This window comes from Myxococcus dinghuensis (assembly GCF_024198235.1).
GTDB classification, from domain to species: Bacteria; Myxococcota; Myxococcia; order Myxococcales; family Myxococcaceae; genus Myxococcus; species Myxococcus dinghuensis.
Window position 1 is genome coordinate 41,190 of the sequence record NZ_JAKCFB010000056.1, and the last position, 11,481, is coordinate 52,670.

12 protein-coding genes and 1 other RNA gene are annotated in these 11,481 nt (G+C 70.2%); 4 read left to right on the plus strand and 9 right to left on the minus strand.

What is annotated here, in order from left to right:
• The first annotated feature begins 1 nt into the window (after position 1).
• Positions 2 to 556 carry a hypothetical protein gene (locus tag LZ198_RS39045; RefSeq protein ID WP_253977250.1) on the plus strand — a complete coding sequence of 185 codons (555 nt, stop codon included), beginning with the start codon at positions 2 to 4 and terminating at the stop codon, positions 554 to 556.
• A gap of 163 nt (positions 557 to 719) precedes the next feature.
• On the opposite strand, the gene LZ198_RS39050 is transcribed toward LZ198_RS39045, so the two are convergent.
• From LZ198_RS39050 to LZ198_RS39085, 8 genes are all read right to left on the minus strand, one after another.
• Positions 720 to 1,496: a hypothetical protein gene (locus LZ198_RS39050; RefSeq protein WP_253977251.1), complete on the minus strand. Its 777-nt coding sequence runs from the start codon at positions 1,494 to 1,496 to the stop codon at positions 720 to 722.
• Between the two features lie 155 nt (positions 1,497 to 1,651).
• Complete coding sequence (glsA, locus tag LZ198_RS39055; protein ID WP_253977252.1) at positions 1,652 to 2,617, minus strand: glutaminase A; 966 nt, start codon at positions 2,615 to 2,617, stop codon at positions 1,652 to 1,654.
• A complete protein-coding gene (gadC, locus tag LZ198_RS39060; RefSeq protein ID WP_253977253.1) occupies positions 2,571 to 4,196 on the minus strand; it encodes a putative glutamine/gamma-aminobutyrate antiporter GadC in 1,626 nt (541 codons plus the stop codon). Before gadC ends, glsA begins: the two co-directional genes overlap by 47 nt.
• A gap of 38 nt (positions 4,197 to 4,234) precedes the next feature.
• The gene (locus LZ198_RS39065; protein WP_253977254.1) at positions 4,235 to 5,584 is read right to left on the minus strand and encodes a porin; all 1,350 of its coding nucleotides are present in this window, start codon (positions 5,582 to 5,584) and stop codon (positions 4,235 to 4,237) included.
• A gap of 119 nt (positions 5,585 to 5,703) precedes the next feature.
• Complete coding sequence (locus tag LZ198_RS39070) at positions 5,704 to 7,035, minus strand: APC family permease (protein ID WP_253977255.1); 1,332 nt, start codon at positions 7,033 to 7,035, stop codon at positions 5,704 to 5,706.
• Positions 7,036 to 7,201: 166 nt separating this feature from the next.
• Positions 7,202 to 7,600, minus strand: an RNA gene (gene rnpB, locus LZ198_RS39075) — RNase P RNA component class A.
• 66 nt (positions 7,601 to 7,666) lie between these two features.
• The gene (locus LZ198_RS39080) at positions 7,667 to 8,299 is read right to left on the minus strand and encodes a ribonuclease HI family protein (protein WP_253977256.1); all 633 of its coding nucleotides are present in this window, start codon (positions 8,297 to 8,299) and stop codon (positions 7,667 to 7,669) included.
• A gap of 6 nt (positions 8,300 to 8,305) precedes the next feature.
• Positions 8,306 to 9,031, minus strand: coding sequence for a zinc ribbon domain-containing protein (locus LZ198_RS39085; protein ID WP_253977257.1), 726 nt, complete (start codon positions 9,029 to 9,031; stop codon positions 8,306 to 8,308).
• 163 nt (positions 9,032 to 9,194) lie between these two features.
• Here LZ198_RS39085 and LZ198_RS39090 point away from each other — a divergent pair, with 163 nt between their 5' ends.
• Both LZ198_RS39090 and LZ198_RS39095 read left to right on the plus strand, forming a co-directional pair.
• On the plus strand, positions 9,195 to 9,974 hold the full coding sequence (locus tag LZ198_RS39090; RefSeq protein ID WP_253977258.1) for a cupredoxin domain-containing protein: 780 nt from the start codon (positions 9,195 to 9,197) through the stop codon (positions 9,972 to 9,974).
• Between the two features lie 150 nt (positions 9,975 to 10,124).
• Positions 10,125 to 10,283 (plus strand): hypothetical protein, encoded by a 159-nt coding sequence (locus LZ198_RS39095; protein ID WP_253977259.1) that lies wholly within the window; start codon positions 10,125 to 10,127, stop codon positions 10,281 to 10,283.
• A gap of 168 nt (positions 10,284 to 10,451) precedes the next feature.
• On the opposite strand, the gene LZ198_RS39100 is transcribed toward LZ198_RS39095, so the two are convergent.
• Complete coding sequence (locus tag LZ198_RS39100) at positions 10,452 to 10,745, minus strand: FYDLN acid domain-containing protein (protein ID WP_253977260.1); 294 nt, start codon at positions 10,743 to 10,745, stop codon at positions 10,452 to 10,454.
• 151 nt (positions 10,746 to 10,896) lie between these two features.
• On the opposite strand from LZ198_RS39100, the gene LZ198_RS39105 reads away from it, so the two are divergent.
• Positions 10,897 to 11,481: GYF domain-containing protein (locus LZ198_RS39105; protein WP_253977261.1), on the plus strand; the 585-nt coding region annotated here is incomplete at its 3' end.

An 11,481-nucleotide genomic window follows, 5' to 3' on the forward strand; every position in this document is an offset into this window, starting at 1 on the left:
CATGCGTCTCGACCTCCCCACCGCCATGCTGTCGGTCCTCCTGCTGGGCAGTGCCTGCATCGTCGAGGCCCCCGGAGGGGCCTCCGCCGAGGAGCGCCGCGCGGTCACCGTCCAGGAGATTCCCGGCCTGTCCGTCCGCAACGGGGCGAACCTGGGCGGCAAGGTGGAGCTGACCGCGGCCACGGTCGAGCCGGGGCGCATCTCCCCGGGTTCGCGCGCCCAGGTCACCCTGTACTTCAAGGTGCTCCAGCCGCTCGAGGAGGACTACCACGTGTTCGTCCACGTCGAGGACGTGGGCGGGCGCATGGAGCGGATGAACATGGACCACCCGCCCGCGAACGGCCGACTGCCCACGTCGCAGTGGAAGCCCGGGGAGGTGGTCAAGGACGAGTTCTCCATCTACCTGCCGGCGGACGCCTCGCCGAAGGCCCTCAACATCTGGCTGGGCATGTGGGACCCGAAGACGGACTCGCGCCTGCCGCTGACCAACCCGGACAAGATCCGCAACGACGGCCGCAACCGCATCCTGCTCGCGCAGGTGCCCGTGGCCCAGTAGCCCGCGCGCGGGGCCTCCCCGTTCCGGGCGGCGTTCGAAGTGTCCACTGTCGGATGCTTCGGGGCGCGCGACCCGTGGGTGCGCGCCCCGAGCGCGGGCGGAGTCGTGCTCAGGGAGGGCCGGTGCGACGTGCCTCCCTGAGCGGACGGGGGATGTCGCTCCGCTACCAGACGCAGGCCAGCGAGGAGTGGTCCGAGAAGGGCGAGAGGGAGCCATCCGGGACGGCGCCATGCTCGGGGATCGAGGTGGCGCTCTTGTACATGGGCGAGCTGGGGTTGGTCAGGTCGAGGCCGATGAGGTACGTCGTGCTGCTCGAGCGCTCCCGGAACACGGCGCCGCACCAGGGCACATGCGTGTAGTCCGCGAGCGTCCCCACGGGGACGTACTTCACGGCGCCGCTGCCGCCGTAGTAGGCGAGGTCCGAGGGGTTGGTGACGGGGTACTTGGCGCCAGCGATCCAGAGGTAGGTCGTCCCGCCGGTGCGCTCCTGGACCAGGGCCTTGTAGGCGTAGTCGTGGAAGTTGGCGGCCCAGCCACTGTTGGGCAGGTCCTGGATGGGCGTGAAGCCCAGCGGCCCGTCCCAGTAGTCCAGCTCCGTGGTCGTCGGAATCCGCCAGAACCACCGGTCCACCACGACGTAGACGGTGCCGGGGATGTTGTACTGGCGCATCAGCGTGCCGTCCCGCGGGACCTTCTCGTAGGAGTCGATGGTGGCCTGCGGCGTCGAGACCAGGGTGGCGCTCGAGTACACGCTCCACTGCGCGGGAGGAATGTAGAAGGGCGAACCGCCCACGACGATGTAGCGGTTCGACGTGCCAGTGCCGAGGAGGACGACCCCATCCGAGACGGGCGCGTGGCCCGCGAGGGCCTGGACGCCGACGAGGCTCAGGCAGAGGGCGAACCACCGGGTAATGACAGTGATGAACGAGACACGGCTCACGGGCTTCTCCAATCAAGGGTGAGTGCTGCCAAGGCACACCCTAGGGAGGTCGGCGTGATGAGAGCGTGACGGCGCTGCCCGTCGCGAGATGTCTTCGTTTGAGAGGGATGGTGTCGGTGGAAATGTCTGCCTTTGCCGTCGAGTGGTGCCACGGCTCAGCGCGCGGGGATGGGCTCGCGCGCCGCCGCGAAGAGGTTGAGGCCGAGCACGTCGGAGAGCCTGCGGATGGCGTGCTGGGCGCGGACGCTGTTGCCGAAGCGGTCCAGCGGCGGACTGAACGCGGCGATGGCGAGCCTGCCGGGGACGACGGCGAGGACGCCGCCGCCCACGCCGCTCTTGGCGGGGAGGCCGACCTCGTACTGCCACGTGCCCGTGTTGTCGTAGAGCCCGTTCATGGTCATCTCCGCGAGGATGCGCGGCACGTGGGCCGCCTTCACGGCCCGGCGCTTCGTGAGGGGGTTGATGCCACCGGCGGCGAGCGTGGCGCCCATCACCGCCAGGTCATACGTGGTGAGGCCCACCGAGCACTGCCGCGTGTAGACGTCCGTGGCCTCCATCGGGTCGCTGTAGAGCGTGTGGCTGCTGTCGAGCAGCCACGCCAGCGCGCGGTTGTGCTGGTTGGTCCGCGCCTCCGACCGGTACACCTCGTCCATCACCGGGAGCTCGCGACCGGCGAACGCGCTCATCGTGGCGTGGACCTTCTCCCAGCGCTCCTGCGCGGAGGTCGCGGGGACGAGGCTGACGGTGGCGATGGCGCCCGCGTTGACGAAGGGGTTGAGCGGACGTCCGTCGTGCACCACGAGCGCGTGGACGGAGGAGAACGACTCGCCCGTGGGGTTGTCGCCCACCTTCCGCCGCAGCGTCTCCGCGCCCACCTCGTCGAGCACACGCGCCAGGGTGAACACCTTCGAGATGGACTCGATGGCGAACTCGGAGCGCGTGTCGCCGGCCTCCACCCCCTGCGCGTCCGGGGTCATCACCACCAGCCCGAAGCGCTCGGGCCTGACGTTCGCGAGCACCGGGATGTAGCGGGCGTTCTGTCCCTCGCGCAGGTCCTGGAACGCGCGGTGGGCTTCAATGGTCGCCGTACGGATGGCGTCCATCGTCGGGGGCGTGTCCATCGGGAGTCCTCCTGGCATGCATGGGGTGGTCGTACGGAGGGGGCGCCTCCTCGGCCTCCTCGTCGAGGGACGGCGCGCCGGGGTGGCCGAGGGCGCCGGGCTTCTCCCAGTTGAAGGGCGCGAAGTCCTTGGCTCCCGCCGCGGTGCGCCAGCTCGCCTTGCGCCGCGCATACAGGACGAGCGGCAGGGCCACGAAGAGCACGTTGCCCGCGATGAGGATGAGCACGTACGTCAGCGGGCTGCCGACCTTGATCTGCGACGGTGGGATGAAGCTGAGCACGAACGCGATGAGCGCGCCGATGAGCCCCGCGCCGCCGATGACCCACATGCCCGCCGCGCCCCCCGGCACGCGATACGCGCGAGGCGTGTGCGGCTCGCTGTAGCGCAGGTAGATGGCCGCGGCGAACATCATGACGTACATGATGAGGTACAGCGTCGACGTGAGCTGGCTGAGGATTTGATACGCCGCCTGCACCGACGGGAGGATGACGAACATCAGCGCGAGGAACGTCACCAGCATCCCCTGGACGAGCAGGATGTGGCTGGGCGCGCCATGCTTGTTGAGCCGCTGGAAGAACGGTGGCAGGTAGCCCGCGCGCCCCACGGCGCCCAGCGCCGCGGAGGGCCCCGACACCCAGACGGTGACGCTGCCCAGCACGCCGAGGAACAGCGCCACCGCGACGACGGAGGACAGCCACGGCGCGCCGAAGGCCTTGAAGAAGTCGCGGTAGGAGACCAGCAGGCTCTGCGTCAGGTTGATCTGCGTCTTGGGGATGATGATGCTGATGGCCAGCGTGCCGAGCACGAAGACCACCACCGTGGCCAGGGAGGCCATGAGGATGGCGAGCGGATACGTCCGGTTGGGGTTCTTCGCGTCCTTCACGTGGATCGCGTTCATCTCCATGCCCGCGTAGAAGAGGAAGATGGACGCGGCGAGCACCAGGTTGCCGAACTGCGAGAAGTCCGGAATCACCTTGTCCCAGCCGAGCTGGATCTGCAACGGACGCCCCTGCGCCAGGTACGTCCCCCCGAGCACGATGAGCAGCCCGGCGGGGATGATGGTGCCGATGAGCCCGCCCCACTTGGAGATGGTGGACGACGCCTTGAGCCCGCGCATCGTCACCAGCGTGGCGGCCCAGTAGAGGGCCAGCACGATGCAGATGGTGTAGAACTTGTTCGACGACAGCGCCTTGTCCCACGTCTGGTTGGGACCCACGAAGGCCAGCGACACCGCGCCGTAGGTGAGCACCGTGGGGAACCAGATGGTGGACTCCACCCAGACCAGGAAGATGGCGAGGAAGCCCCAGCGCGGGCCGAAGGCCTCGCCCACCCAGCGGAACACGCCGCCCTTCTCGGGCCAGCCCGTGGCCAGCTCCGCGGCGACGAGCGCGACGGGGATGAGGAAGAACACCGCCGCGAACGTGTAATAGAAGATGGACGTGAGGCCGTACTCGGCCTCGGCGGGGAGCCCGCGCAGGCTGACGACGGCGGTGACGTTCATGATGGCCAGCGTGAGCACGCCGAGCGTGGGGGCCGCGGCGCGTCTGGCGGGGGATCTGCTCGCTGTTCCGGAACCCATGGGTGTCTCCCTCCCTGGTCCCGTGTCACGTTGGTGACTCAGTAGCGGTACTGGAAGGTCAACTGTCCTCGGAACGCCTGGCCGGACTGGCCGTTGATGGCCCGGTTGTAGCCCCACAGCGCCTCGACGCCGAACTGGGCGCCCTTCATCGGCTGGGCGACCAGGTTCAGCGAGGCGTACTGCGAGCGCTGGAAGCCGCTGGCCCCCAGGGCCGCCCGGTGGTCGCGGTCCCACAGCTTGAGCCAGCCGTAGGTCGCGGTGGAGGCCAGCATGGGCATCCAGGCGTACGTGAGGCCCACGTAGGCGCCCAGCAGGGGGATGGCGTCGAGCGAGCCGCTCTCGTCCTGCGCGGCGTCGTACTGGGCGCCCCCGGTGTCGTTGACGTACGCGGCGATGCCCTGGCCGCCGGTGATGCCCAACTGGAACGTGTGCTTGTGCGAGGCGTGGTAGGCGCCCGTCAGGTTGCCGCCGATGCCGAGCACCGTCTCGCTGGAGTCGCGGTCGGGCGCCTGGCTGCCCACGGCGCGGACCAGGCCGGCGAGCTGCACGTGCCCCCACGGCCCCTCCGCCCGCCACGACACCACGCCGTCGGGGACGATGTCGCGGGGGGCACCCGTGGCCGTGGGGATGTCGGCGCCCGGTTGCTCGATGGCGACCTGGAGGAACATCCGCAGGTCCTTGTCGTGGTTGAGCCGGTGGCCGTAGCGCATCACCGCGTGCTTGAAGAAGACGAGCGGGTTGGGGCCCTCGAAGTCCAGCGTCTTGGGATAGGCGTCGACGTCCGCGAACGTGGAGTCGGTGAAGCCCGCCATGAAGCCACCGAGCTGCGCGTAGGCGTAGTTGGGGTGGAAGCCGAAGGCGGGGTCCGGCTGGGCGAAGCTGGTGTTGAACAACAGCCGCATGGGCCCCAGCTCCGTCTTCCCGCGGAACTCGATGGAGACATCGGACGGGTTCGCGGTGGCCGTGGACTGGGCGCCCGGGGACTCGTGGAAGTCCTGGCCCTTCACCGGGATGGAGGAGGTGGTGAACCAGGTGGGCGTGCCCAGCCGCTTGGACGTCACCATGAAGTGCGTGGTGGCGGCGACCCCGAGCTTCACGAAGATGTCCGTGGTGGGGACCCGGAAGTAGCCGGGCAGCGTCTTGTCGAAGACGGCGTGGTCGGGGCGCGGGGTGAAGTGCTGGGTGTCCGGGAGCAGCGCCAGGTCGAGGATGGGCAGCAGCGGGAGCTCCAGCGGGTCCTCCTCGAGGGCCGAGGCGTCCGCGCCTCCGGTCGAGGGCGCCGCGGGCTCCGCGGGCTGGGCGCGCGCATCCCAGGCGACGGTGTTCAGCACGGACAACAGCACGACTGCGCCGCGCCGCACCGGGCGCGACAGGGTTCTGGCGTTCATCTCGTCCTCGACCGCATGGCGTGGTCGAGAAGGTAGGGAGCCTCCGCGTCGCGACAGGGCTCCCGTGGGGGAGGGCGAGTGTCGGACCCCGAGCCGTCACCTCCCGGTGGTGCTGGGGCTCAGCGCGCGGGCGAGTGGGGCAGCCCGCCGTGGTGCCTCGACTGGATGAGCCACTGGACCAGCGCGCTGCCGGCGACGGCGACGACGATGAGCAGCAGCGACAGGGGTTGTTTCCGCCCGGTGCTGACGAGGAACGTGACCAGCACGATGGCCATCAGGCCCAGCCCCGTGCCGACGATGGCCCGCGACGCGCCCGTCTGTCGCCACAGCCTCAAGCAGGCGACATGGGCCGCCAGGTAGCAGACGAGGAACGTGGCGCTGGCGATGTTGGCGATGGCGCCCAGGCTCAGCGTGTTGACCATGACGAGGATGGCCACCACGCCCCAGATGAAGCCATGGGTGCCCTGGTGGCCGAACTTCGTGGAGAAGGCGCGGGGGAGCTGCTGGACGCGCGCGAGCGCGGTGGAGACGTTGAGCGCGGCGAACAGCGTGGCGTTGATGGCGGACGCCGTGGCGAGCAGCGCCCCGAGCGCGACCACGGTGAAGCCCGCGCCGCCCATCACCGGACGGGCCGCCTGGGCCACGGCGGTGTCCGCGTCGCGCGCGAGCTGCTCGGGCGGGACGAGGGCGAGCACCGTGATGGACAGGCCCACGTAGAGGAGGGTCACCACGCCGATGGCCAGGTAGATGGCGTGCGGGATGGTCTTCTTGGGGTTGGCCACGTCCGCGCCCGCGTTGGCCATCATCCCGAAGCCCGAGTAGGCGAAGAAGCACAGGCCCACGCTGGACACGAGCGTGGCCAGCCCCATGTGCGCGTCGCCGCCCGTGTCGCGTGCGCCGCCCCGGGCCATGGACCACAGGCCGGCGGCCAGCAGCGCCGCGAGGATGACGAGCTTGATGGTCACCAGGATGACCTCGGCGCGGCCCACCGCTCCGGAGCCCGCGATGTTGAGCGCGGCCAGGAGGATGACGATGAGCGAGCCGAAGACGGCGAACCACGCGTGGCTCCCCGAGGGGATGAGCAGCCGGGTGGCGTACGCGCCGAACGTCTTGGCCACCATGGCGACGCTGATGACGAGCGTGACCAGGTAGATGAGCGAGAGCGTGCCGGAGACCACGCCCCGCCCGAAGGCCTCCTCGAAGAAGAGGGTGATGCCGCCGGAGCTGGGGTAGCGCGCGCTCAGCTTCGCGTACGAATAGCCGGAGAGCACCGCGACGACGCCCGCCAGCGCGAAGGCGAGCCAGGTCCACGGCCCCACCAGCAGCGCGGCCTGACCGAGCAGGGCGAAGATGCCGGCGCCCACCATCGAGCCGATGCCCAGCGCGGCGACGGACCAGATGCTCATCGTCGCCCGTCGGGCCGGCGTTCCCTTCGTCGCGCGCTCCGCCATGTCTGCCCCCTCGGTGCTGGCGTTCCACCGGGGCCCCTCCGCGACGGGGCTCCTGGCCTCCAGGGGCTCGCGCGGGAAGGAGACCGGGAACGTCTCCTCGCTCGAAGGTGAAGGTGGCCCCAGGCGCCCACAAGCAGGGGCGGCGGGCGGAGCGGGGGAGGGGAAAGTGTCGGAGCGGCCTGTAAGCCGGGTTCTGTCCCCGCCCCTTTCGGGACGGGCGGCGAACATTCATCTAGGGCCCTGGTTGCCCAGGGGCCTCATCAGCGAGCAACCCGAGCGCATGGGGCGGGCAACCCTTGTCCCCCCGGACGGCGGAGGACGCGCTCCTATTGGCTCTTGCTCCAGGTGGGGTTTACCGTGCCGTCCGAGTCACCCCGGACGCGGTGCGCTCTTACCGCACCGTTTCACCCTTACCCGCCCCTTTCGGGACGGGCGGTTTGTTTTCTGTGGCACTTTCCTGCGAGTCGCCTCGACTGGCCGTTAGCCAGCACCCTGCCCTGTGGAGCCCGGACTTTCCTCCCGCCACCCGTGATTGCGATGGCCGGCGTTCACCCGAGCCGCTCCGACGTCTGCCCCATACAACAGCCGGGGCGGGCGGGTCCACTTCACGGGGAGACGCGTGCGTGCGGCGCTACATCCGCTCGTCGATGGCGCGGTTGCTCATCTCGTCCGCCTCGGCGTTCCGGGCGCGTGGCACGTGGTGCAGCTTCACGCGGGTGAAGCCCTCCAGCAGCCGGCGCGCCTCGTCGAACAGCGGCTTGAGCGTGGGGCTCTTCACCTGGTAGCGGCCCCCGAGCTGCCGGATGAGCAGCTCGCTGTCGGCGAACACGTCCACCTCGCGCGCGCCCAGGGTCCGCGCGTGCTTCAGGCCCAAGAGCAGGCCCATGTACTCGGCGTAGTTGTTCGTCTGCGTCCCGAGGAAGCGGCCCAGCCGCGCCACCACGTGGCCCGCGGGGTCGATCAACACCGCCCCAGCGCCCGCGGGGCCGGGATTGCCCCTCGCCGCGCCGTCCGAATAGACGCGCAGCCGGGAGGCTGGCTCGCTGGGGGAGGGGGACACCGCCGGGGCGCCCGGCTCGGGCGCCTGGGGCAGCGTCGCCCGGGACTCGGACGGCTCGGGAGCGCCGCCGAGTCGCACCGCGGCCTCCTCGAGCAACTGCCCGAGGTGCTCGCGGGTGAGGCCGCGGAAGGCTCGCACCGTCGACGAGAGCGGCTCCTCGCGCGCGATGTGGCGGAGGATGTCGACGAGGGACGGCGCGGGCATCGCGGACTACTTCGCCGGCGTTTCCTGCAGCGCCTCGACCGCGTAGATGATGCGGTTGCAGGACGGGCAGATGTCCGTACCCAGCGACGTGCGGAGCTGGTTGTAGAGCTGGGGGGGCACGTTCATGTTGCAGCCCTGGCAGGTGCCGGCCACCACGCCGACCAGCGCGGGCAGCTTCTTCTTGCGCACCACCTCGTAGCGCCGCAGCAGCGTGGCGTCCACGTTGTCGGCCACGCCCTGGCGACGGCCCTCCAGCGCCTTCACCTGCGCCTCCGCCTCACCCAGCTTGCCGCGCAGCTCCGCCATCCGGCCGGACAGCCCCTGCTGCTTCGTCGCGAACTCGGCCTCCTTCCCCCTGATGGCCTCGCGGTCCGCGCCGAGCTTCTTCGTCAGCTCGGTCAGCTCCTCGGCCATGGTGAGGTTGGCCTTCTTCGCGATGTCGATCTCGCGCGCCAGGGCGGAGTACTCGCGCGTCGAGCGTTGTTCGCTCAAGCGGGCCTCCCACTTCTTCACCTTGTCCTTCTCGTCAGTGATGGTCTGCTCGTGCTGCGCCTTCTGCCGCTCGGTGTCGGCGACGCGCGCGCGCTCGGCCTCGATGGCGCTGCGAGCGACGCCTAGCTCGCGCTCCAGCTCGGCAATCTGACGGGGGTGGACATCCGCGGCCTTCCGGAGCGATGCGACCTCGAGGTCCACAGTCTGAAGCTCCGCCAGCGCCTTCAATTTCTCCCGCAAAGTTGCTGCCTCCCACAGAGCCGCACCGTGTACGGCCGCGCGTTCTTGTACCAACAAGGTTGATGAGGGTCCAACGCCCAAATGGCCTCAGCGTCATCCCCCTGGTCCGTTGGCCGCCATCCACCATTTGAAAGCGCTTCACGCACCCGTTAGACGGGAGCACGTGCCCCGCGCCCCTTTCCTCCCCGCCCTGACCCTGCTCGCGCTCGCCCCGGCCTGCCGCGAGTCCGCTCCGCCCCCGGTCCCCGCCGCCCCGCCCGCGGCCGCCACCCCGTCCGCCCGGCCAGCGGCCGACGTGGAGTGGGGCGTCGTCGAGGGGCGGGTCCGCCTGGAGGGCGCCCCCCCGGCCCCCGCCCGCGCTCCCACCACGGGGACCGTCGTCTCCGTATGCGGGGAGGAGACGACGGACCGCTCGCTCGTCGTGGGCGCGGAGGGCGCCCTGGCCCACGCGGTGGTGGCCCTCGAGTCCGGCGCCGGCCTGCCGGCCCCGGCCACCCCTCCGGCGGATCCGGTGCTGGACCAGAAGAAGTGCCTCTACGACCCCCCGGCGCTCGCCGCCCGGGCCGGCGCGACGCTCACCCTGCGCAACTCCGACCCGCTCGTCCACAACGTGCGCGCGGCCTTCGGCACCAACCGGACCTTCTTCAACGTGGCCATGCCCCTGGAAGGGATGGCCACCCGCCGCGCGCTCCCCGCCGAGCCGGGCCTGGTCCCCATCCGCTGTGACATCCACCCGTGGATGCACGCGGTGGTGCGCACCTTCGACCACCCCTACTTCGGCACGACCTCCCAGGAGGGGCGCTTCCGGATGGAGGTCCCGGAAGGCTCGCACACCTTGATCTTCTGGCACGAGCGCCTCCCCGAGACGAAGCAGACGGTGACGGTCCGCGCCGGGGAGACGGTCCAGATCGAGCAGGTCTGGAAGGTGGAGTCCCTGAGGTAGGGCGATTCCAGTGAGGACGAAGTCGCAGGGACGACGAAATTTTTTCGCCCCTGCACGTTCTAGAGGAAGGAGCCGGCGATTCAGATCGGCCTTCCGTCCTGGCGGAAAATTGCGATATAGCTGGTGCGTCTGAACACGAGGGGGCGAGTCATGCAGCAGCCCAAGAAGCGACCGACTCTGACGACTGAAGCACCACGTACCCAGGAGCCCGCCCGGAAGGTGAGCCGGCCGGTGGGCATGCAGGAGATGGGGCCCGGCCTCTACGAGCAGATCCGCCGCGCGCTCCTGGAGCTGTCGCTGGCGTCCTGACGTCGTCGGCTCGAAGCCCCGGACTGGCGCGCTCGCGGCGCGCGGTCCGGGCGCGAGGAGGGGCGGCCTCGCAAGGACACACGCCACCCCGCACCATCGAACTCGGAGTCTTCCGACGCGAACAGGGCTCCCTGGCACGAGGCCTGGGAGCCCTGGGGCGTCACTGACCTACGCCTCGTCCTCGTCGGATTCGGCGGTGGCGTTGTCGTCCTCGTCGAACGAGTCGAGGTCCTCCTCTTCCTCGTCGTTGCTCGCTGCTGGCTCCTCGGGCTCGATGGGCTCGATGACCTTCGGCGCGGCGGCCAAACGTCCTCGGCGTCCCTCGGGCTGGGGTTTGAGGGCAGGGCTCTCCCGCTGGTCCGCGCCACACTTCGGGCACAGCGGGTCTGGCTTCTTCATGTCGTAGAACTTCGTCTGGCACTTGTAGCAGACGAACTTCGATCCAAGGTCCTTCGCCGGCATTCGCCACCTTCTGAAAAAGGCGAGAGAAGACAGGGGAGGGCGGCTGCATAGTTGGGCCGTCGGGCAGAGTCAACCTGTGGTTTGCGCGGGAGATTTCTAGCGGTAGCATCCAGGGCCTCGAGTTACCCCCCGCGAAGCCGGACGCGCCCCCTTGAACTTCACGTGCGACAACTGCCAGAAGCGGTACTCCATTGCGGACGAAAAAGTCCGCGGCAAGACGGTCAAGGTCCGTTGCAAGAACTGCCAGAACGTCATCTCCGTCGAAGGACCCGCCGCTGAGGAAAGCACCCGCGTGGTGTCGCTCGCGGACGTGGAGCGGCTGCGCGCGCAGGAGCGCTCGCTCGCCGAGCCCGCCGCCAGCGCGCCCGAGCCCGCCGCCGCGCCCGCGGTGGCCAAGGCTCCGCCCGCCGCGCTCCAGACGCCCTGGGACGACGAGCCCACCCGCGCCGCTCCGCTGCGCGCCACCGGCTCTCCCTGGTTCGTGATGGTGCGCAACAAGCAGGAGGGCCCGCTCGACGAGGGCGGGTTGCGCGAGCTGATCGCCACCGGCGCCATCAGCGGACGCAGCTTCTTCTGGCAGCAGGGGATGGCGGACTGGAAGCGCGGCTCGGACGTCCCGGAGCTCGCCGCCCTGTTCGCGCCGCCGCCCGCGCCGGAGCCTCCGCCCCCGCCTCCTCCCGTGCCGGAGCCGGCGCCCGCGCCGCGCGCGGCCCGTCCCGCGCGCCGGGAGCCGGAG

Bases quoted from the DNA above. Each gene is read 5' to 3' on its own strand.
- LZ198_RS39095 (WP_253977259.1), top strand. From the start codon at position 10,125: ATGCAGCAGCCCAAGAAGCGACCGACTCTGACGACTGAAGCACCACGT.
- LZ198_RS39070 (WP_253977255.1), bottom strand. From the start codon at position 7,035: ATGGCGGAGCGCGCGACGAAGGGAACGCCGGCCCGACGGGCGACGATG.
- LZ198_RS39100 (WP_253977260.1), bottom strand. From the start codon at position 10,745: ATGCCGGCGAAGGACCTTGGATCGAAGTTCGTCTGCTACAAGTGCCAG.
- glsA (WP_253977252.1), bottom strand. From the start codon at position 2,617: ATGGACACGCCCCCGACGATGGACGCCATCCGTACGGCGACCATTGAA.
- gadC (WP_253977253.1), bottom strand. From the start codon at position 4,196: ATGGGTTCCGGAACAGCGAGCAGATCCCCCGCCAGACGCGCCGCGGCC.
- LZ198_RS39080 (WP_253977256.1), bottom strand. From the start codon at position 8,299: ATGCCCGCGCCGTCCCTCGTCGACATCCTCCGCCACATCGCGCGCGAG.
- LZ198_RS39045 (WP_253977250.1), top strand. From the start codon at position 2: ATGCGTCTCGACCTCCCCACCGCCATGCTGTCGGTCCTCCTGCTGGGC.
- LZ198_RS39065 (WP_253977254.1), bottom strand. From the start codon at position 5,584: ATGAACGCCAGAACCCTGTCGCGCCCGGTGCGGCGCGGCGCAGTCGTG.